General features: G+C 52.4%; 18 protein-coding genes. 14 read left to right on the top strand and 4 right to left on the bottom strand.

Annotated elements, in window-relative coordinates; all coding sequences use genetic code 11:
- Positions 1–22 precede the first annotated feature (22 nt).
- The 10 genes from pilW to A9165_RS09495 all read left to right on the top strand — a co-directional run bounded on the left by pilW (position 23) and on the right by A9165_RS09495 (position 12,890).
- A complete protein-coding gene (gene pilW / locus A9165_RS09540) occupies positions 23–1,741 on the top strand; it encodes a type IV pilus biogenesis/stability protein PilW (RefSeq protein WP_065955702.1) in 1,719 nt (572 codons plus the stop codon).
- Positions 1,728–2,666 (top strand): RodZ domain-containing protein, encoded by a 939-nt coding sequence (locus A9165_RS09535; protein ID WP_065955701.1) that lies wholly within the window; start codon positions 1,728–1,730, stop codon positions 2,664–2,666. The genes pilW and A9165_RS09535 overlap by 14 nt, the downstream gene beginning before the upstream one ends.
- Positions 2,666–3,766 (top strand): flavodoxin-dependent (E)-4-hydroxy-3-methylbut-2-enyl-diphosphate synthase, encoded by a 1,101-nt coding sequence (gene ispG, locus A9165_RS09530; RefSeq protein WP_008608972.1) that lies wholly within the window; start codon positions 2,666–2,668, stop codon positions 3,764–3,766. Before A9165_RS09535 ends, ispG begins: the two co-directional genes overlap by 1 nt.
- 92 nt (positions 3,767–3,858) lie before the next feature.
- Positions 3,859–5,124, top strand: a complete 1,266-nt coding sequence (gene hisS / locus A9165_RS09525; protein ID WP_065955731.1) for a histidine--tRNA ligase — start codon at positions 3,859–3,861, stop codon at positions 5,122–5,124.
- A 19-nt stretch (positions 5,125–5,143) separates the two neighbouring features.
- Positions 5,144–5,773, top strand: a complete 630-nt coding sequence (locus A9165_RS09520; RefSeq protein ID WP_065955700.1) for a tetratricopeptide repeat protein — start codon at positions 5,144–5,146, stop codon at positions 5,771–5,773.
- 9 nt (positions 5,774–5,782) lie between these two features.
- Positions 5,783–6,970 (top strand): outer membrane protein assembly factor BamB, encoded by a 1,188-nt coding sequence (gene bamB / locus A9165_RS09515; RefSeq protein WP_065955699.1) that lies wholly within the window; start codon positions 5,783–5,785, stop codon positions 6,968–6,970.
- Between the two features lie 75 nt (positions 6,971–7,045).
- Positions 7,046–8,542 carry a ribosome biogenesis GTPase Der gene (gene der, locus A9165_RS09510; RefSeq protein WP_065955698.1) on the top strand — a complete coding sequence of 499 codons (1,497 nt, stop codon included), beginning with the start codon at positions 7,046–7,048 and terminating at the stop codon, positions 8,540–8,542.
- 10 nt (positions 8,543–8,552) lie between these two features.
- Entirely contained in the window at positions 8,553–10,808 is a 2,256-nt protein-coding gene (locus tag A9165_RS09505) for an arginine/lysine/ornithine decarboxylase (RefSeq protein WP_008950034.1), read from the top strand.
- Positions 10,809–10,906: 98 nt separating this feature from the next.
- Entirely contained in the window at positions 10,907–12,001 is a 1,095-nt protein-coding gene (locus A9165_RS09500) for a DUF2157 domain-containing protein (protein WP_065955730.1), read from the top strand.
- Positions 11,994–12,890, top strand: coding sequence for a DUF4824 family protein (locus A9165_RS09495; RefSeq protein WP_065955697.1), 897 nt, complete (start codon positions 11,994–11,996; stop codon positions 12,888–12,890). Before A9165_RS09500 ends, A9165_RS09495 begins: the two co-directional genes overlap by 8 nt.
- Here A9165_RS09495 and A9165_RS09490 read toward each other — a convergent pair.
- On the bottom strand, positions 12,887–13,495 hold the full coding sequence (locus tag A9165_RS09490; protein WP_065955696.1) for a gamma-glutamylcyclotransferase: 609 nt from the start codon (positions 13,493–13,495) through the stop codon (positions 12,887–12,889). The two genes, A9165_RS09495 and A9165_RS09490, sit on opposite strands and share 4 nt — an antisense overlap.
- 139 nt (positions 13,496–13,634) lie before the next feature.
- Between A9165_RS09490 and A9165_RS09485 the strand changes: the two genes are divergently transcribed.
- Positions 13,635–13,877: a type II toxin-antitoxin system Phd/YefM family antitoxin gene (locus tag A9165_RS09485; RefSeq protein WP_065955729.1), complete on the top strand. Its 243-nt coding sequence runs from the start codon at positions 13,635–13,637 to the stop codon at positions 13,875–13,877.
- Between the two features lie 17 nt (positions 13,878–13,894).
- On the top strand, positions 13,895–14,185 hold the full coding sequence (locus tag A9165_RS09480) for a type II toxin-antitoxin system RelE/ParE family toxin (RefSeq protein ID WP_065955695.1): 291 nt from the start codon (positions 13,895–13,897) through the stop codon (positions 14,183–14,185).
- 42 nt (positions 14,186–14,227) lie between these two features.
- Here the strand turns inward: A9165_RS09480 and A9165_RS09475 are convergent, their stop codons facing one another.
- Genes A9165_RS09475 through xseA form a run of 3 tightly spaced genes read right to left on the bottom strand, consistent with a single transcriptional unit; the run spans position 14,228 to position 17,437 of the window.
- Positions 14,228–15,400 (bottom strand): GGDEF domain-containing protein, encoded by a 1,173-nt coding sequence (locus A9165_RS09475; RefSeq protein WP_065955694.1) that lies wholly within the window; start codon positions 15,398–15,400, stop codon positions 14,228–14,230.
- Position 15,401: 1 nt separating this feature from the next.
- On the bottom strand, positions 15,402–16,046 hold the full coding sequence (locus A9165_RS09470) for a DsbA family protein (RefSeq protein ID WP_065955693.1): 645 nt from the start codon (positions 16,044–16,046) through the stop codon (positions 15,402–15,404).
- A gap of 53 nt (positions 16,047–16,099) precedes the next feature.
- Positions 16,100–17,437, bottom strand: coding sequence for an exodeoxyribonuclease VII large subunit (xseA, locus tag A9165_RS09465; RefSeq protein WP_065955692.1), 1,338 nt, complete (start codon positions 17,435–17,437; stop codon positions 16,100–16,102).
- A gap of 152 nt (positions 17,438–17,589) precedes the next feature.
- Here xseA and guaB point away from each other — a divergent pair, with 152 nt between their 5' ends.
- Together guaB and guaA are read left to right on the top strand one after the other, a co-directional pair.
- Entirely contained in the window at positions 17,590–19,059 is a 1,470-nt protein-coding gene (guaB, locus tag A9165_RS09460) for an IMP dehydrogenase (RefSeq protein ID WP_065955691.1), read from the top strand.
- Positions 19,060–19,165: 106 nt separating this feature from the next.
- A complete protein-coding gene (gene guaA, locus A9165_RS09455) occupies positions 19,166–20,743 on the top strand; it encodes a glutamine-hydrolyzing GMP synthase (protein WP_065955690.1) in 1,578 nt (525 codons plus the stop codon).
- Positions 20,744–20,788: the final 45 nt, after the last annotated feature.

Here is a 20,788-nt window from a genome sequence, read left to right as displayed (position 1 = left end):
AACAAATGGATGGCCAGTGGTAATGCAGAAACTTCCTGTGGTAACCGCGCTGACGGCATTGTTTATCCTCTCTGGCTGTGTGTCAGAGAATACGATAGTGGCGAATGATCGCCAGGTCACTCAGCGCAATGTGGATAACACTGAAGCGGCTAAAACCCGTATTTCGCTGGGCTTAAATTACTTGCGTCGTGGTGATAGCACTCAGGCGTTGTTTAATCTGGAACGTGCCCGCGCGATGGCGCCAAATTTGCCAGAGGTGTATAACGCTCTGGCATTTTATTATCAGACGGTTGGTGAGCATGCCCAGGCAGAAAATGCCTATAAACAGGCCATCGCCCGTGATGCCAATAATGCGGATGCGTATAACAACTACGGCGCTTTCCTGTGCCAGATTGGCAAGTATGATGAAGCCGAACGGCTGTTGTTGGCAGCCATTGCTAAACCGGGTTACATCCGGGTTGCTGAAAGCTATGAAAACCTGGCACTTTGTCAGTTAGAGCAGGATCGTTTTGAGCGGGCGAAGGGTTATCTGGCCTCGTCGCTGAGTCATAACGGTACCCGCATCAGCGCCCTGATTAACAGTGCCTCGGTGCATTATGCGATGGGTAGTCTGGCAGAAGCAAAAACTGACTTACAACGTATTCAACGTCTGGGCCGGGTGTCCGCGCGCAGTACTCTGCTCAATTATCTGGTCTCGGAGAAGCAGGGCGATTTGTCGACCATGAAACACGCGGAGCAATTACTGCTTACGCTGTACATCGACACCAACGAAGCCCGGCTGTTGTTACAGCAGCGTTTATTGGAAAGCGAGTTTGAGCAACTGCGCGAACGCTATAAGCAGCATTTGCTGGCTGATTTTATGCCGCAAAATCCGGCCACTGCGTCCCGGAATACCACACAGCCTGTGGCTAATCCGCAGCTTCGGATCCGGCGCAAAACCGCTGAGCCAGACGCGTTAACAGCAACTGCAGCGGCCAGCCCGCCACCGGCAACACCGGTAGCGGCAAGTACAGTGCGACCAACGCATTCGACCTCAGCCATAGCTGGCAGCCTGCAAAATCAGCAGCATCAGCAAAGCCAGCAAGTACAAGCGCTGGCGCCCAGCACAGGCTTACCGGCAGAGCGCCAGTTAACGCCGGCAGTAACCAGTGAACCGCAGCGCAGCGCGGCCGAACCTGTCGTAGCAGCAACCACAACGGAACCGCAGACTAACGCTGCCGAGCCGGTGGTGACAGCAGTTAACGCAGCAGAGACCACAACCGCCAATCAGACAGCGTCTGATAGTCGCGAGCTGCCAGCCAGAATGCCAGCCAGCAGGCAGTTAAGTTATGCCGACACTTCAGCCGAAGCGGCGCAGCAAGTTCCGGTGCATTTGGTTACAGCCGGCGAATCGCTGCACAGTATTTCACTGCAGTATAATATCCTGTTGCCACGGCTGTTGGAGTGGAACCATCTGACCGAGCAATCCCGGCTGCGGGTAGGCCAAAAGATTTACCTTGGCCCGAATGATGCGCCACCTGAGCCGGCGGCGCCGCCGGTGCGTTTGGCCGCAGCGCAGCCAGTGGATAATTATTTTCATCAAGTTGCGGAAGGCGACACTATGTTTGCTATTTCATACCGCTATAATATCCGCCTTGAACGCTTTATGGCCTGGAACAATCTGACGGAAGAAAGCCGTCTGTCCATTGGCCAGCGGCTGTATATTGTCGATCCGGCTACGATAAACAATGACCCAGAATGACCTTAACCCACCAACACAGGAACTAAGTGTTGGTCAAACGCTTCGCCAGGAACGCGAAAAACGTCAACTCAGCCTGGAACAAGCTGCGCAGCAACTGAAATTGCGGGTCGAAATCTTACACAACCTGGAATTGGACCAGCCTGATAAGGCAATCTTACCCACTTTTATGCGTGGCTATCTCAAGTCATATGCCCGGTTTTTAAAACTACCGGAACAGGCCTTGTTGATCCGGTTTGAGCAGCAGCATCAGGTTAAAAGCGCGCCGGTGAAAACTATGCGCACTTTTTCAAACCGCTCGGCAAAACAGCGCACCGAAGCGCGCTATATGTGGCTTACCTGGTTAATTGTGCTGGTATTGCTGGTGTCATTAGCAGTCTGGTTCTGGCAAAGTGCTCGCGAGAACAAGCTGTTACAGAGTGACGCTTTGCCGGGCCCGGCACAGACAGTGATCGCGCCAACACCCTTGCTCGTTAGCGAACCGCCGCCAGGTGCGGTTGAAGTAGCTACTGTGGAGCCCGAAGTAACAGAAGTAACAACTGCCGTCGCAGAGACGCTAACCGAACTTGACGTTACGGCTTTACCGCCGGCAGCACAACAGCAACTGGAACAGCTGAATCAGGCATTACAGCAGGAGGAGGCGGTCAGTGCTGTCAGTGAACAGCCGCCACAGTCGTTACACGACAGGTTAAAGATGACCTTTAGCGATAACTGCTGGATTGATGTGTTGGATGCCAACGGCGATCGTATTGCTTTTGGTACTAAACAAGCCGGCTATGTAATGGAACTTAACGCCAAAGGGCCTTTTGTGATTACCCTGGGTAATCCCGGTGTGGTAAGTATTGAATTAAATGACCAGCCATACGATATGTCGCGTTTCCCCGGTAACCGCGTTGCCAAGTTTACGTTGTCAGGACAAAACGAATAATGTTTGCAGAGAATCCGATTAAGCGCCGGCCCAGTACTCAGATTAAGGTCGGTAACGTACTGATTGGTGGCGATGCCCCTATCGCTGTGCAATCGATGACCAATACCCGTACTACCGATGTTGACGCTACCGTGGCGCAAATCCGGGCTATTGCTGCGGCCGGAGCCGATCTGGTGCGGGTATCAGTACCAACAATGGAAGCAGCCGAAGCCTTTAAGCTGATTAAACAGCAATCGCCGATCCCATTGGTAGCAGATATTCATTTTGATTATCGCATCGCACTGAAAGTCGCTGAATATGGTGTCGATTGTTTACGGATTAACCCGGGTAATATCGGTCGTGAAGATCGGATCCGGGCTGTGGTTGATGCGGCGCGCGATCACAATATCCCGATCCGCATCGGCGTTAATGGCGGTTCGCTGGAAGCCGATATTCAGGAAAAATACCGCGAGCCGACGCCGGAAGCGCTGGTTGAGTCGGCAATGCGGCATGTTGATATTCTGGATCGACTGAATTTCGATCAGTTTAAAGTTAGTGTGAAAGCGTCAGATGTGTTTTTGGCGGTAGGTGCGTATCGCTTACTGGCGACACAAATTAAACAGCCCTTGCATCTTGGCATCACCGAAGCCGGTGGCGCCCGCGCTGGCGCCGTTAAGTCGGCGATTGGCTTAGGTATGCTGCTGGCCGAAGGTATTGGCGATACGCTAAGAATTTCACTGGCTGCTGATCCGGTGGAAGAAGTCAAAGTGGCCTTTGATATTCTGAAGTCGCTACGCATCCGCTCACGCGGCATTAATTTTATTGCCTGCCCCAGCTGCTCGCGGCAGGAGTTTGATGTGATTAAAACCATGAACGAGCTGGAGCAGCGGCTGGAAGATGTGGTAGAGCCCCTGACCGTTTCGGTAATCGGTTGTGTGGTAAATGGTCCGGGTGAGGCCTTAGTGTCGGATTTGGGTGTCGCCGGTGCCAGTAAAAAAAGTGGCTTTTACCTGAATGGTGAACGCCAAAAGCTGCGGCTGGATAATGATAACATTGCCGAGCAGCTGGAGCAGCAGGTGCGGCAGTATTTGCAGCAGCGGATTGCGGTAAAGCAAGTCTAGGGCGACATTTCAGCCACTACAGATTATAATCACGCTTTTTTATTAACCTATTGCATGTGGGCGCTGCGGCGCCCCAAAATGGAAGCAAAATTTTGTCGAAGCAAATCCAGGCAATTCGCGGCATGAATGACTGCCTGCCGCAGGACAGTGCCCTCTGGCAATATGTAGAAACGACCTTGCGCGACACCGCTGCCAGTTATGGTTACAGCGAAATCCGTTTTCCGATTGTCGAGATGACCGAGCTGTTTAAACGCTCGATTGGTGAAGTCACCGATATCGTGGAAAAAGAAATGTATACCTTTACTGACCGCAATGGTGACAGTCTGACGCTGCGCCCGGAAGGCACCGCCTGCTGCGTCCGCGCCGGCAATGAACATGGTTTACTGTATAATCAGGAACAGCGGCTGTGGTATACCGGCCCGATGTTCCGACACGAACGGCCACAAAAAGGTCGGTACCGCCAGTTTCATCAGTTTGGTCTGGAAGCCTTTGGTATTGCCACGCCGGATATTGATGCTGAAGTGATTATTCTGACGGCGCGGATTTGGCAAAAATTGGGCTTAACGCCTTATGTAAAATTGGAACTGAACTCACTCGGCTCCAATGAAGCGCGTGCTGCCTACCGCGATAAGTTAGTTGCCTATCTGGAACAACATAAAGACTTGCTCGACGAAGACAGCTTGCGCCGGCTGTATAGCAACCCACTGCGTGTGCTGGATAGCAAAAATCCGGCGCTGGCTGAGGTGCTGACTAAAGCGCCGAAACTGGCTGAGCATCTGGACGCTGAGTCAGCAGCGCATTTTGCCTCGCTGCAGCAGCGTTTAACCGCAGCGGGTATTGAGTTTGTGATTAATCCACGACTGGTGCGCGGCCTGGATTATTACAACAAAACCGTATTTGAGTGGGTCACCACTGAGCTTGGTGCCCAGGGCACCGTCTGTGCCGGTGGTCGTTATGATGGTTTGGTTGAGCAGCTCGGTGGCAAGGCGACCCCTGCGGTTGGCTTTGCGATGGGGCTGGAACGCTTAATCCTGTTATTGCAAAGTTTAAACCTGGCACCGGATTTACCGGCGCAAGCGGATATTTATCTGCTGGCAGTGGGGGAAACTGCGGAACTTGCCGCCATAAGTGTTGCCGAAAGGCTGCGTAGCGAGTTACCGGCAAAACGTGTTATCTTGCACTGCGGTGGCGGTAACCTGAAAAAACAATTTAAAAAAGCAGATAAGTCAGGCGCAGCCATAGCGCTGATTTTAGGCGAAGAAGAACTGGCGCGGCAGGAAATTACCATTAAATGGTTGCGCGAAGAGAAGCCACAACAAACGCTAAAGCTGAGCGAGCTCGCTCAGCAGCTGGCCTGAAAGTATACGGAGTAGTTAGGTGGAAATTTATAATAGCGAAGAACAACAGGTTGAGGCCATTAAACGCTTTTGGAATGAGTACGGCAAAGCCATTGTCGGCGGCGTCGTTATTGGCTTAGCCACCCTCTATGGCTGGCGCTATTATCAGGCGGAGCAACGTGCCAGTGCAGAAGCCTTATCCAGCAGTTATAGCCAGCTAGTGCAACAGCAGGGCGGCGACGACGAATGGATCGCTCAGGCGCAAAGCTTTATTACCGCTCAGGGCTCCAACAATTATGCTATTTTCGCCGCCTTACTGACCGCCAGAGAAGCGGTCAATAAAGGGGATTTAGCCCTGGCTGTACAACAGCTGAGCTGGGTGCAACAACAAACTAAAGACGCTGGGGTAAAAGCCATTGCCCAGTTACGGTTAGCCCGGGTACAGCGTGAAATCGGTGATCTGGCGGCTGCTCTGGTCACCGTTAATCAGCCGGTACCGGAAAGCTTTGCTGCACAACAAGCCGAGTTAAAAGGCGATATTCTGCAGCAAAGTGGCGATTTGGCTGCCGCTAAAGCGGCTTACCAGCTGGCACTGAGCAAAGCACCGCAAAATACGCAGTTGGTACAAATTAAGCTGGATGAGCTGGCGCACGTTGCTGTGACGAATTAAGGGGCCGGCATGAGATTTTCAGTTAAACAGGCCGCGGTCGTATTGATGACCCTAACGCTGGCTGCCTGCTCCAGTAAAGAGAAGCTGGTATTACCAGAAGTACAAAATCAGATCAGTCCGAAAAAAGTCTGGAGTGCTCAGGTTGGTAAGGGCGTAGCGCATTATGAATCAGGCTTAAGGCCACTAATTCATGCTGATCGGGTCTATATGGCCAGCCGCGAAGGTATGGTGATGGCGTTTGAGCTGAGCTCAGGCAAACGGCTCTGGACCTATGACCTGCGTAAAGACGACACCCTATCGACAATCCAGAAGCTACGTCAGCGTTTCTCGTCCGACAATGCCCGCATTGCCGGTGGCATTAGCCAGGGCTTCGGTAATATCTATTTTGGTACCGAAAATGGCGAAGTCGTTGCACTGAATGCCGAAACAGGTCAGTTAAGCTGGCGGGTACAGGTTCCGGGAGAGGTGCTGGTTAGCCCTGCCGTCGGTGATGGCTTTGTGGTCGCAAAATTAGGCACTGGCGCCTTGGTTGGTCTAAGCTCAGACAATGGTGAACAGCGCTGGATTTTCGAGAACGAGCAGCCGCCACTGACGCTGCGTGGTACAGGTGAGCCGGTGATTGAAAGCGGTGGCGTGGTCTATGGTACGGCCAGTGGTCGGGTTGGTGTGTTAGTTGTCGATCGCGGCTTTCAGGCCTGGGAAGAAAATATTGCTACGCCCAAAGGCAGTACCGATCTGTCACGGCTGGTCGATGTCGATGCCAAGCCGATAGTGGTCGCGGGAACCATCTATACCATCGCCTTTAATGGTGAATTGCATGCGCTGGAACTGCGCAGTGGCCAGCAACTGTGGAAGCGTGATTACGCCAGTTTCCGCAATATGACAGTGCAAGGCACAGTGTTGTATCTGGTGGACTCAGTCGGACGGATCTATGCCATCGATCGGCGCAATGGTACTGAGCTGTGGAGCCAAACCGGTTTACACCGCCATTTCCTGACCGGACCGGCCGTGTACAAAGACTACCTGGTGGTGGGTGACAATAAAGGTAACTTACATTGGCTGGATCGTAACAGCGGTGATTTTGTTGCCAGGCAGAGTTTTGACAGCTCCGGCTTTTTCCGTGAGCCGGTCAGCAATAACGAGGTGCTGGTGATCAGTACCCGCGATGGCGAGCTGACCGTACTGCAAACGCCTTAAAACAGGCGGGTTGCGCTTTTAAACTGAAAACAGGCCTGAGTCAGGCCTGTTTTGTTATTTTTTGAGGTTGACACCATGTTACCTGTAGTGGCCCTGGTAGGGCGCGCCAATGTTGGCAAATCGACGTTATTTAACCGCCTGACCCGTACCCGGGATGCCCTGGTGGCGGATTTTCCGGGGCTGACCCGCGATCGTAAATACGGTTCGGTAAAGTTTGAAGGCATGGAGTTTATCGTGGTCGATACCGGTGGTATCGATGGCAATGAGCAAGGCATCGAAGTGGAGATGGCTGAGCAGTCATTAAAAGCCATTGCCGAAGCGGATGTGGTGCTGTTTATGGTTGACGCCCGTGCCGGTGCCACTGTTGGTGATACGGCTATCGCGGCGCATATTCGTAAAGTCGAAAAGCCGGTATTTCTGGTCGCCAATAAAACCGATGGCCTGGATGCCGACACCGCAATAGCAGATTTTTATAGTTTGGGTATGGGTGAGGTCTATCCAATTGCGGCGGCGCACGGTCGCGGTGTCACCTCGTTACTGCAACTGGCGTTACTGCCGTTCTTACAGCAGCAACTGCCCGCGGCAGTTGAGGGCGAAGCCGATGAAGACGCTGAGTTTGCAGAATCGGCCGATTTTAAAGAGATGACGGAGGAAGAGGCCGAGGCCGAAGCGGCGCGCTTGCGTTCCGAGCATATTAAACTGGCGATTGTGGGCCGGCCTAATGTCGGCAAATCGACGCTGACCAACCGCATCCTCGGTGAAGAGCGGGTCGTGGTCTATGATATGCCCGGCACCACCCGCGATTCGATTTATATTCCGATGCAGCGCAATGACCGCAACTACACCTTGATTGATACTGCTGGCGTACGTCGTCGCGGCAAGATCGATGATATGGTAGAAAAATTCTCCGTGGTGAAAACCCTGCAGGCGATTGAAGATGCCAATGTGGTGGTATTAGTGCTGGATGCGCGGCAGGGCATTTCCGATCAGGATTTAAGCATCCTCGGCTTTGTGCTTAATGCCGGTCGTTCCTTAGTGTTGGCGGTCAATAAATGGGATGGCCTGAACGACAGCGTGAAAGATGAAATTAAACGTGAGCTGGACCGTCGCCTGGGCTTTATCGACTTTGCCCGGCTGCACTTTATCTCGGCCTTGCATGGTTCGGGTGTCGGCAATCTGTTTGAGTCGGTGGAAGAGGCGTTTGATTCTGCCACCAAGCGGGTCAGTACCTCGCTGCTGACGCGGATTATGAAAATGGCGCAGGAAGATCACCAGCCACCAATGGTTGCCGGACGGCGGGTGAAGTTAAAGTATGCCCATGCCGGTGGTTATAACCCGCCTATTATCGTGATTCACGGTAACCAGGTAAAAGATCTGCCGGATTCCTACAAGCGCTATCTGATGAACTATTATCGCAAGGCGTTGCAGATGATGGGTACGCCAATTCGTATCGAATTCCGCGAAGGCGAAAACCCCTTTACGCCAACCAAGAAAAATACGGAAACGGCTCTGCAGAAGTATAAGCGTGAGCGGCTGTTAAAAGCGCGGCAAAAACTGGCACAGAAGAACTAAGGATCACCCGATGAAATTTCGTTTTCCGGTCATTGTAATAGATGAAGACTTCCGCTCTGAAAATATCTCTGGCTCAGGGATCCGTGATCTGGCAGAAGCCATCGGCAGCCATGGCTTTGAAGTCATAGGCTACACCAGCTATGTCGATCTGACCGCCTTTGCCCAGCAAGCCAGCCGGGCCTCGTGTTTTATTTTGTCGATTGATGATGAAGAGTTTGGCAGCGGCAGTGAGCAGGAAGTGAATGTGGCACTGGCTGAGCTACGCGCCTTTGTGAAGGAAGTGCGCAAACGCAATGCCGATATTCCAATCTTCCTGTATGGCGAAACCCGCACCAGCCGGCATATCCCGAACGATATTTTGCGTGAACTGCACGGCTTTATTCATATGTTTGAAGACACGCCGGAGTTTGTGGCACGGCATATTATCCGCGAAGCGCGTAAATATCTGGATGCATTAGCGCCACCGTTTTTTACTGCGCTGATGGATTATGCCCAGGATAGCTCTTACTCCTGGCACTGCCCGGGACACTCCGGTGGCGTGGCCTTTTTAAAGAGCCCGGTGGGGCAAATGTTCCACCAGTTCTTTGGTGAGAATATGCTGCGCGCCGATGTCTGTAACTCGGTGGATGAGCTGGGGCAGCTGTTGGACCATACTGGCCCGGTAGCAGAGAGCGAAGCCAATGCGGCGCGGATCTTTAATGCCGATCACCTGTTCTTTGTCACCAACGGTACCTCCACCTCGAATAAGATGGTCTGGCACTCCGTGGTGGCGCCGGGTGATATCGTAGTGGTTGACCGTAACTGTCATAAATCCATTCTGCACTCGATTATTATGACCGGTGCGATCCCGGTATTTTTAATGCCGACCCGCAACCATTACGGCATTATCGGGCCGATCCCGAAAAGTGAGTTCTCGCCCGAAGCCATTGCAAAGAAGATTGAGGCTAATCCCTTTGCCCGCAATGCGAAAAATAAAAAGCCACGCATTCTAACTATTACCCAGAGTACCTATGACGGTATTCTGTATAACGTGGAAGAGATTAAGCAGGAGCTGGGCTCGACCATCGATACGCTGCATTTTGATGAAGCCTGGCTGCCACATGCCAGCTTCCACGAGTTCTACCACAATATGCATGCCATCGGTAAAGATCGGCCGCGGTCAGAAGATACGCTGGTGTTTGCTACCCAGTCGACGCATAAACTGCTGGCCGGTTTATCGCAGGCATCACAAATTCTGGTGCAAAATGCCGAAAAGCGCAGCTTAGATACCCATCGCTTTAACGAGTCTTACCTGATGCACAGCTCTACCAGCCCGCAATATGCAATTATTGCCAGCTGTGACGTAGCCGCAGCGATGATGGAGCCACCGGGTGGTACGGCGCTGGTAGAAGAGAGCTTACTGGAAGCGATCGATTTTCGCCGTGCCATGCGCAAAGTGGATGCCGAGTTTGGTGAGGATGACTGGTGGTTTAAAGTCTGGGGCCCGGATCGTTTGCCGGAAGAGGGCATCGGTAACCGCGAGAAGTGGGTGCTGCACGCGCAGGACAGCTGGCACGGCTTTGGCGAGATTGAATCGGGCTTTAATATGCTGGATCCGATCAAGGCCACCATCATTACGCCGGGCATGAACCTGCATGGTCAGTTTGATGAAACCGGTATTCCGGCCGCTATCGTCAGCAAGTACCTGGCCGAACACGGTATTATTATTGAGAAAACCGGCCTCTATTCGTTCTTTATTATGTTTACTATCGGTATTACCAAGGGGCGCTGGAACTCGATGGTGACCGAGCTGCAGCAGTTTAAAGACGACTATGACCAGAACCTGCCGATGTGGCGGGTGATGCCGGAATTCGCCGCCAAGAACCCGCGCTATGAGAAAGTTGGCCTGCGTGATCTGTGTCAGCGCATCCACAATATGTACCGTAAGTACGATGTGGCTAAGGTCACGACTGAGATGTATCTGTCGAATATCGAAACCGCGATGACGCCAGCCGATGCCTGGGCCAAGATGGCACACCGTGAAATTGAACGGGTGTCGATTGATGATATCGAAGGCCGGGTTACTGCTATGCTGGTAACGCCTTATCCACCTGGGATCCCACTGATGGTACCAGGCGAGCGCTTTAATAAAACCATTATCAACTATCTGAAATTCACCCGCGCCTTTAACAGCGAGTTCCCGGGCTTTGAAACCGACGTGCACGGTTTAGTACGGGAAACGGTTGACGGTGAAGTGAAGTATTTTATTGATGTGGTGCTAGAGTAAAGTCGTGGCGAACTGTTGCATCCGGCAACAGTTCGCCTATGCTGCAAGGACGCAACAGTGGCAATTTTGCCCGGCCATCGCTAACAGGGACAGATGCATTGAGTAGCTCACCCCCGCTGAATAAAACCCAGGCACAAGAGCGTGTCGACCAAATTCTGGCGTTTCGCGCCGAGCAACAACTGCTGGCCGAACAAGGCTTATTACCGCCCGAGCTGCAGGCCGGCAAGGTGCGCGACTATCACGATGCGTTGTTACAGCAGTTTCAGCATAGCCTGAATATCGATCTGAATATTAAGGCCCGGCATCTTTCGCTGGGTATGCAAATCGTTTCTTTCTTAGGTGCACTGGCGCTGGCTGCCAGTTTGTTTTTTCTGTTCTATCAGTATTGGGGTTTCTTTGGTACCGCAGCCCAGGTCGGACTTTTAATCAGTGCGCCGCTGTTAAGCCTGGGTCTGGTGGTCTGGCTCATGCGTATCGATGCCAGCGGTTACTATGCCAAGCTGGCAGCTCTGGTGTCCTTCGCCGCCTGGGTGCTGAATATCGTCATGCTGGGCAGTATTTTTAATTTACCGGCATCGCCGAATGCCTTTGCCGTCTTTGCGCTCTATGCCTTTACGCTGGCGTATTTACTAAACCTGCGGTTACTGTTAGCTGTGGGTATGCTCTGCAGTTATATTTTTCTTGGCGCCCGCTTTGGCAGCTGGATGGGCAGTTACTGGGTGTCGACCGGCGAATATCCGGAACATTTTCTGTTAACCAGTCTGTTATTCTTTTTATTACCCCTTAAATTTAAGCAGCAGCGCTACGATGGTTTTGCTGCCATCTATCAGATCCTCGCGGCGGTAGTGTTCTTTATCGCGATACTGATCCTGGCGAACTGGGGTAGTGTCAGTTATTTACCCTGGTCGCATAGCGTCATTGAAGGGCTGTATCAGGTGCTGGGTTTTGTCTGCAGCGCCTTGCTGGTGCTGTACGGTATCCGGCAACAGGCCGCAAAGTTAATGCTCACCGGTAATGTGTTCTTCGCGTTGTTCCTGTATACCAAGTTTTTTGACTGGTGGTGGGACTGGTTACCGAAGTACCTGTTCTTTTTCCTGTTGGGGCTGACGGCCATTCTGGCACTGTTAATCTTTAACCGGTTACGCCTGGCGGTACAAACCGCAGCCAAGCCAGATGAGGTGGCCCATGTCTAAGCCAGGGGCAAAAAAGCTGTTACTGTTGGCTGTGATAACCATACTGGGCGTCAACGCCTTTATCCTTAGCAAAGTCTGGCTAAACCGCAGTGTGGTTGTGGCTGAGCTGACGCTGAGTGAGCGGGAGCTTGGCTTGCCATACCACTGGGGTATGGCTAAAGAAGATTCATCATTACGCTTTAATCTGATCTGGACCACACCCGGGCCAATGCCAAGCGAGGATGAATGGCAATATTTGTCTCGGCAGCAACAACGTATCCTAAGGTTGCAGCAGCCGCAGTTTGCCAGTTTTCATTTCGGTAGCTGCGCGGATGGCTATCAGCGGCAACAGCGCTCAGGTTGGGTACTGCTGGAGTTTAATGGTCAGAGTTATCAGGATTACCTGAGACAAGCAGAACAATATTATGCTGCGTTACAGCAACGGCTGGCAGCAGAAGCGGCTGCTGAGTTAAATACCAGCATGGTACAGGACAGGCTGCAGGAAGCAGCAAAACGCCGGCAGGAGCAGCAACAACGTGCTGAAGAGCAATGGCGGGTTGCCCGCGAGGAGGCAACCCGGCTGTTTGTGATTGATGCGGCCGCCGACCGCAACTTATTACAGCAAGCACTGGCAAAACATAGCGGGCCTACGGCCGGTCAGCTATTGATAGTGCCGGCAGATATTCAGCTTAGCTATACCTGGTGTCAGGACGATAAAACACCAAAACAGCCCGAGGTGCTGGTAAACCGCTTGGCGGTGGAGTCGTTATATGTGGCCAAGCCTTATGCGCAACACTTGCCACGGGATACCAATCGTCAACAGAAAATCCGCTTTCAGGCTCAGGTGCGCTATGGCCGTTTTGCCGAGCCCTGGCTAGGTGCGTTGACGCTCAGCGGGACTGAGCTTTAAACCCTTGGTTGCTGCCGTAAGTCTAACAGCAGCTGCTCCAGCTTAAACACATGTTCATCCTGTTCGTTAAGCTGGCGCAGTGCCTGTGCCAGCTGTAGCAAATACTCGCTATTGGCGCCGCTTGGGCCATGGCTTTTGGCGATTTGCCGGGCAATCACCGCTTCCGGTGCCGGCCCCAAATAGGCGGCATTATCCGGATTGGCAATATAGACCACGCCTTGCTCGATGCCTGAGCTATCCGCTGTGGAGTGGGGACCTGCGTTATCCAGCCAGTGTAGTTCGGTAAAAAAGCGCAGATAGCCGTTTTTCTCCCGTTGATCTAAATGGGCAAAGGTATCCGGTGTTACCTGATACGCCATACCAACACAGCGCTTAGCGGCCGCTTTCACCAGGGTAACAACCCGGCCCGGTGCCTCTGGCGTACCACGGTGATCGTGCGAACCTTGCCAGAAGCGGCGCTGCCAGCCATAAATACAGGCCGGCCGGCAAGCGAGATAGGGAAAATCCGCTTTATAGATTAAAGAACCATAACCGAACAGCCATACCGTATTCAGATGATCTAAGGGTTGGCGTTGTTGGTTTAAGGCAATGGTGTTATATGACATAGCGCTCATGATTGAGATGGTTACAATGCTGCATTAGCAGGCTCAAGTAGAGTAAATGCAGATCGCACGATTTGATTATTTAGCCTGTTCCGTGTTATTTGCTATACTTTGGTTGTGTTTTCTAATCGGGTTCTTTGCCATGCAAACCTTAACCGCTAATGACGCCAAAAGAAACTTCGGTGAGTTACTGCTTAACGCGCAGCGCGAGCCAATAAAGATCAGCAAAAACAGCAAAGATACCGTTGTCGTTATGTCTATCCGGGACTTCGAAGCCCTTGAGCTGATGAAAGCAGATTACCTTAAGCATTGTTTTAAAGCTGCACAAGACGATCTGGCGCAAGGCAAAGCTGTCGATGGCGAAACCTTTCTTCGTGCGTTATAAAAACTTTCAGGCAGCCTATGCGTTATAAGCTCAGCAGCTTAGCCCAAGCGCATCTGCAGGGCATCAAAACCTATACCGTTGAAAACTATTCTGCCGCTCAATGGCAAAAATACAAAGCAACCCTACTAACCGCTTTGCAAATGCTGGCCGATAATCCCGATTTGGGGTTAAATTGTGCCGATATTTACCCAGATGGTTACTATTTCCCAGTTGGAAAACATGTAGCATATTTCACAAAGGAAGCTGATTTTATTTTGATTGTTGCGATCCTGGGACAACCACAGCTGCCGCAAAATCACTTGAAATAACGGCAATGTTACAGCAGTAGCCACAACTTATAGCAACCATAGTCATAATCTTTTGACAAAGGTGCAGGGGGTAAAGTGTGCGAGTGTGGCCGTGTTTCTGCCGGCTTGCTTACTGGCATAGAGTGCTTTGTCGGCTAGTTTAAATGCCTCGTTGCGATCATGTTGCACGGGGATAACATGCACCATACCAATACTGATGGTCAGGTTAACCTGATCCTCGTCAAGCCATACCAGTTGTTGTGCCACTTGTTGGCATAAGCGCTGCCCGACTTTTAACGCCGTTTGTTCATCGATATCAATAAGTAGCGCGGCATATTCCTCACCGCCAATCCTGCCAATAATATCGTTGCTGCGTAATTGCTTTGACAACAGCCTGGCAACCGCTGCAATGGCCTTGTCTCCCACCGCATGACCAAAAGTATCATTAATACGCTTAAAAAAATCGATATCGATCATCATAACGGCAGCGGGGGTTGTCGGATACTGTCGCCAGTAACGCTCAAGTTGATAGAAAAAATGCTCGCGGTTGGCCAGCCGGGTTAAACCATCGCGTTGCGATTTTAGCGTCAGTTTGCGTTCCAACTTTAAAAAGCTTAACCAGGGCAGCAGTAAAGCAGTTAGCGTTGTCAGCAGAATATGGCTAAGTAAGGTGTAAATTGACGCCTCCGGCAAGCCATGCAGATTCAGTTGCTGCCAATTAATCAGCACCAGCGTGGCCTGGATAAACATCACAATCGCATGGCTAACAAAGACGCATTGCAGGGTACGGGTAAAAGTCGGTTCGGAGATCACTGATTTTTGCAGCAAACCCGCACATAGGCAGAATGTGATGCCGATCGAGGTCGCGGCGACCAGGCTAAGCAAGCCGGGATGCTGATAACTGAGTAACAACAGCAACAGCGCCAGAGTAAGCAGCCAAATTGCTTGTTGGCGGCGTTTTCTGGTGTAGCGGAAACGGGAAAATTGCACTAAGCCAGCGAGTATATAAACCGGTGCCAACAGTAACAGGCTATCGGCAATAAAGAAGCTAAGCCAAGACGGTAGCGGGTAGGGCCGAAGCACAACTAACGCCGAGCCCAACACAAAACTGCCGCACGAATAGGCCCAAAGCTTAAAACAGCGATCCTTGGGTTTGCGGCGGTACAGCAAATAAAGATAAAGACCGACAGTTAAATTGGTGGTTAACGCCAGCGTGATAACTGTCGGCAGATGCATACTAGCTTACCTGAGCGGCGATCTGCCGCAGCGCTGCCGCCAGTTGTTGCGGCTCCTGGGCGCCGGAAATCAGGTATTTATTATTGATAATAAAGGCCGGCACGGAAGAAATGCCAGCATGCTGATAGCGGGCGATATCCTGTTGTACCTGCTCGCTGTGGGCATCTGAGGCCAGAATTTGCGCTGCCGTTGTCACATCTAACCCCAGTTTAGCCACACAGTCGAGCAGCACCTGATGCCTGGAGACATCGGCAGCCTCACCAAAATAGGCGGTGAATAAGGCCATTTTCATTGCTGTCGCCTGGCCTTGCGACTCTGCCCATTTCACCAGCCGGTGTGCATCAAAGGTATTGCAGGTAAAGCGCTGCTGCATTTTGCTGAAATTTAAGCCAAGCTCTGCCGCCACTTCCATAATGTAAGCCTGACTTTGCCGCATCTCGGCTTCGGATTTACCGTATTTACGGCTTAGCGCTGGCAGGATCGGCTCTTGCGGCGCGTTTTTATCCGGGTTGAGCTCAAAGGCATGCCATTCCAGTTCAATCTTAAGTTCAGGCAGGCTGGCCAGCGCACGCTCTAAGCGGGCATAGCCAACGGCGCACCAGGGGCAGGCGATATCAGAAACCAGATCAATTTTCAGGGTGGTCATGCAGTGTCCTCTTAAATAGTTACCATGGCCGGTTTACACCCGCCGCCGCTCGCTCAGTCTTTTACCACCTGTGTCACCACTGCGCTAAAGCTCCCTCGCGCCAGTCGGGTACTTATGGCATCGCCAACCTTAAGGTGCGCGCTACTGGTCAGCGCCTGCTGCTGGCTGTCAAAACTGATGCTATAACCCCGTGCCAGCGTCGCCAGTGGGCTAACGGTATGCAGCTGGGCACTGAGTCGGGCCAGTTGCTGACTGCTGTATTTTAACTGTTGCTGTTGCGCCTGCTGCAGACGTTTTGCCAGCTGCTGTAACTGCAGTTGCTGTTGCTTAATGGCTTTGGCCGGCGATAAGTGCTGCAGGCTTTGTTGTAAATAACTGTGTTGCCGCCGCGCGGTTTGCAGGTGTTGCTGCATCCGCCGTTGCAAACGTAGCTGCAATTCATCCAGCCGCTGCTGCTGTTGCTCCAGCCGCCGCTGTGGATGCAGTTGCTGCAGCCGTTGTTGCAGTTGCATTAAACGTGGTTGCTGCTGTGCCAGTTGCCGGCGCATGGCGCGGCTAAGGCGTTGCTGCAGCTGTGTTAACGCCACCAGATACTGGCTTTGGTCCGGTGATACCAGCTCTGCCGCGGCTGAGGGCGTGGCGGCCCGCACATCGGCGACAAAATCGGTTAGCGCAAAATCAATTTCGTGGCCCACCGCACTGACAATCGGGATCGGACACTCTGCCACGGCACGGGCCAGGGCTTCATCATTAAAACACCAGAGATCTTCAATCGAGCCGCCGCCGCGGCCGATAATCAGCACATCGACTTCGTTGCGTCTTATCGCGGTGCTGAGCATATTTCGAAGCTGAGCGGCGGCGGTTTCCCCCTGCACCTGACAAGGATAAATAATCAGCTCAATGCCCGGCGCCCGGCGCGCCAGCACGGTAATAATATCGCGAACGGCAGCACCGGTAGGCGAGGTAATCACCCCTACACGCCGCGGATTGGCGGGTAACGGCTGTTTGCGTTCAGGGGCAAATAAGCCCTCGGCTGCCAGTTTGGCTTTAAGTTGCTCAAACTGTTGTTTTAACAGGCCAGCACCGGCCGGTTCAATAAATTCGGCCAGCAACTGATATTCACCACGCGGCTCATAGACACTAATTCGGGCCCGGATCAGCACTTGCTGACCATTTTGCGGCCTGACAGTGGCATAGCGGTTGGCTTGCTTAAACATCGCTACCTTAACCTGTGCCGCCTGATCTTTGAGGCTAAAATACCAATGGCCGGAGGCGGCTGCGACAAAGTTTGACACTTCGCCAACCAGCCATAGCTGCTGAAACTGCAGCTCCAGCGTCAGTCGTACTTCAGAATTCAGGCGTGATACCGTATAAATATCCGGGTTTTGCATAGCGTTATTCGGTTGAGCAATCAGGCCCCTAGTGTACCCAGAGTGGGGCTACCTGACAAAAAGAAAAAAAGCCTTTGTCCTAAAGCCCGCTTTGCGCTAAAATTGCACCGCAACATTCCCTATCATTTCACCCAGAAAGCGAGATTGTTGCAATGCTCAGGATCATCAAAGAAGCCCTTACTTTTGACGACGTGTTATTAGTACCGGCAGACTCTAGTGTTTTACCCCACACTGCGGATTTACGCACTAAACTTACCGCCTCAATCACGCTGAATATCCCAATGGTATCTGCTTCTATGGATACGGTTACCGAAGCCCGGCTGGCCATTGCGCTGGCGCAGGAAGGCGGTATCGGTTTTATTCATAAAAATATGACCATTGAAGAGCAGGCTGCCAACGTACGCAAAGTGAAAAAGTACGAAAGCGGTGTGGTATCTGATCCGGTAACGGCCTCTGCTGAGATGACGGTACGCGAAGTGCAGGCACTGGCGCAGCAGCATGGTTTCTCCGGCTTTCCGGTACTGGATAAACAGGGTGAATTAGTCGGTATCGTTACCGGCCGGGATATGAGCTTTGAAGCCAATCTGCAGGCGAAAGTGACCGAGGTAATGACGCCGCGTGAGCGTCTGGTTACCGTAAACGAAAATGCCCCACGCGAACAGGCGCTGAAGCTGATGCACCAACACCGTATCGAGAAGGTACTGGTGGTGGATGATCACTTTAAACTGAAAGGCTTGATCACCGTGCGTGACTACTACAAAGCCGCCAGTAAGCCAAATGCCTGTAAAGATGAATTAGGCCGGCTACGGGTCGGTGCGGCAGTGGGCGTCGGCCCTGGCACTGACGAGCGCATCGCCGCCCTGGTAGAGGCCGGTGTTGATATCCTGCTGATTGATACCTCACATGGCCACTCGCAAGGTGTCATTGACCGCGTTAAACAAACCCGCGCCCAGTATCCGGATTTGCAAATTGTTGCCGGTAATGTGGCAACGGCAGAAGGCGCGAAGGCGCTGGCCGAAGCCGGTGCCAATGCGGTTAAAGTGGGTATCGGCCCGGGTTCAATCTGTACCACCCGTATTGTTACCGGCTGTGGTGTACCGCAAATTACGGCCATTTCTGATGCAGTAGAAGGGGTAAAAGGCACCAACGTTTGCATTATCGCCGATGGCGGTATCCGTTTCTCCGGTGACATTGCCAAAGCCTTAGTGGCCGGTGCTAACTGTGTAATGGTGGGCTCGATGTTTGCCGGTACTGAAGAAGCGCCGGGCGAAGTTGAACTCTATCAGGGCCGCTACTACAAATCTTACCGCGGTATGGGCTCCTTAGGTGCGATGGCGCAGCGTAACGGTTCCTCTGACCGCTATTTCCAGGGCAGCAACAACGCGGAAAAACTGGTACCGGAAGGCATCGAAGGCCGTGTTGCCTACAAAGGCCCGATTGAAACCATTATCCATCAGCAAATGGGTGGCCTGCGCTCTGCGATGGGCTTAACCGGTTCACCGGATATCGATACCCTGCGTACCAAGCCCAGCTTTGTCAAAGTGACAGCCGCCGGCATGGGCGAATCGCATGTGCATGATGTGCAGATCACCAAAGAAGCACCGAACTACCGTTTGGGTTAAGTTGGCGGTTAGGTAAATTTAGCGTTTAGGTTAGCTTGGCGTTTTCGTTAAGCCAATACCCGAATCCGGCTGGCGCAAGCCAGCCGCCTGAGCATACAAGGTTACTATGAACAAAAATATTCATCATCATCGTATTCTGATCCTCGACTTTGGTTCGCAATATACCCAGCTGATTGCCCGCCGGGTGCGCGAAATCGGCGTTTACTGCGAGCTGTGGGCCTGGGATGTGACCGAAGCCCAAATCCGCGATTTTAATCCAACCGGTATTATCTTATCCGGCGGCCCGGAAAGCGTTACCGAAGCCGGCTCACCACGGGCACCGGCTTATGTGTTTGAAGCGGGCGTGCCGGTACTGGGCGTGTGCTACGGTATGCAAACCATGGCAGAACAGCTGGGCGGTAAGGTACAGGGCTCAGAGGAGCGTGAGTTTGGTTATGCCCAGGTTGAAGTGCTGGCGCCAAATGAACTGTTCGCCAAAATTGAAGATCATATCGGCGCTAACGGCAATGCCTTGTTAGATGTGTGGATGAGCCACGGCGATAAAGTGGTACAGATCCCGGCCGGTTTTACCACTATTGCCCAAACCCCAACCTGCCCGCATGCCGCCATGGCGGACGAAGCGCGGCAGTTCTACGGTGTACAGTTCCACCCGGAAGTCACCCATACCCGCCAGGGGCTGCGGATGCTGGAGCATTTTGTGGTGGATATCTGTGGCTGTGACAAGCTGTGGACGCCAGCTTCGATTATTGAAGATGCGGTGGTGCGCTTAAAACAGCAAATCGGTGATGATCAGGTGATCCTGGGCTTATCCGGTGGCGTCGACAGCTCTGTGGTTGCCATGCTGCTGCACCGCGCTATCGGTAAAAACCTGACCTGTGTCTTTGTTGATAACGGCCTGCTGCGCCTCAACGAAGGCAAGCAGGTCATGGATATGTTTGGCGATCACTTTGGTTTAAATATTATCAAAGTCGATGCCGAACAGCGTTTCCTGTCGGCCTTAGCCGGCGTGGATGAGCCTGAAGCGAAGCGGAAAATTATCGGCCGCGTCTTTGTTGAAGTGTTCGACGAACAAGCGCAAAAGCTGAGCAATGCCAAATGGCTGGCACAGGGCACTATCTATCCGGATGTGATTGAATCCGCAGGTTCAGCAACCGGTAAAGCCCATGTGATTAAATCGCACCATAACGTCGGCGGCTTGCCGGAGCATATGAAGCTGGGCTTAGTCGAGCCACTGCGCGAACTGTTTAAAGACGAAGTGCGCAAAGTTGGTTTAGAGCTGGGCTTACCGTACGATATGCTATACCGTCACCCGTTCCCGGGACCAGGTTTAGGGGTGCGGGTACTGGGCGAAATCAAAAAAGAATACTGCGACTTACTGCGCCGTGCCGATGCGATCTTTATCGAAGAGCTGCATAAAGCCGATCTGTACAATAAAGTCAGCCAGGCGTTCGCGGTGTTCCTGCCGGTTAAATCAGTGGGTGTAATGGGCGATGCCCGTAAGTACGACTGGGTAATTTCGCTACGTGCAGTAGAAACCATCGACTTTATGACCGCACACTGGGCACACCTGCCGTATGAGTTACTGGGTAAGGTGTCAAACCGGATTATTAACGAGATTAATGGTATTAGCCGCGTAGTCTACGATATCTCAGGCAAGCCACCAGCAACCATCGAATGGGAATGATTTTGGCGTTGTCAAAATCCTAGCGCCATTAAGCGCTACACCTAT

This window comes from Alishewanella sp. HH-ZS (genome assembly GCF_001704375.1).
GTDB lineage: Bacteria > Pseudomonadota > Gammaproteobacteria > Enterobacterales > Alteromonadaceae > Alishewanella > Alishewanella aestuarii.
This window is presented reverse-complemented; position numbering and strand designations above follow the sequence as displayed.

Coding starts and splice junctions, on each gene's coding strand:
- pilW (WP_065955702.1), top strand. CDS start 23: ATGCAGAAACTTCCTGTGGTAACCGCGCTGACGGCATTGTTTATCCTC.
- A9165_RS09535 (WP_065955701.1), top strand. CDS start 1,728: ATGACCCAGAATGACCTTAACCCACCAACACAGGAACTAAGTGTTGGT.
- ispG (WP_008608972.1), top strand. CDS start 2,666: ATGTTTGCAGAGAATCCGATTAAGCGCCGGCCCAGTACTCAGATTAAG.
- bamB (WP_065955699.1), top strand. CDS start 5,783: ATGAGATTTTCAGTTAAACAGGCCGCGGTCGTATTGATGACCCTAACG.
- der (WP_065955698.1), top strand. CDS start 7,046: ATGTTACCTGTAGTGGCCCTGGTAGGGCGCGCCAATGTTGGCAAATCG.
- A9165_RS09505 (WP_008950034.1), top strand. CDS start 8,553: ATGAAATTTCGTTTTCCGGTCATTGTAATAGATGAAGACTTCCGCTCT.
- A9165_RS09495 (WP_065955697.1), top strand. CDS start 11,994: ATGTCTAAGCCAGGGGCAAAAAAGCTGTTACTGTTGGCTGTGATAACC.
- A9165_RS09490 (WP_065955696.1), bottom strand. CDS start 13,495: ATGTCATATAACACCATTGCCTTAAACCAACAACGCCAACCCTTAGAT.
- A9165_RS09485 (WP_065955729.1), top strand. CDS start 13,635: ATGCAAACCTTAACCGCTAATGACGCCAAAAGAAACTTCGGTGAGTTA.
- A9165_RS09480 (WP_065955695.1), top strand. CDS start 13,895: ATGCGTTATAAGCTCAGCAGCTTAGCCCAAGCGCATCTGCAGGGCATC.
- A9165_RS09475 (WP_065955694.1), bottom strand. CDS start 15,400: ATGCATCTGCCGACAGTTATCACGCTGGCGTTAACCACCAATTTAACT.
- A9165_RS09470 (WP_065955693.1), bottom strand. CDS start 16,046: ATGACCACCCTGAAAATTGATCTGGTTTCTGATATCGCCTGCCCCTGG.
- xseA (WP_065955692.1), bottom strand. CDS start 17,437: ATGCAAAACCCGGATATTTATACGGTATCACGCCTGAATTCTGAAGTA.
- guaB (WP_065955691.1), top strand. CDS start 17,590: ATGCTCAGGATCATCAAAGAAGCCCTTACTTTTGACGACGTGTTATTA.
- guaA (WP_065955690.1), top strand. CDS start 19,166: ATGAACAAAAATATTCATCATCATCGTATTCTGATCCTCGACTTTGGT.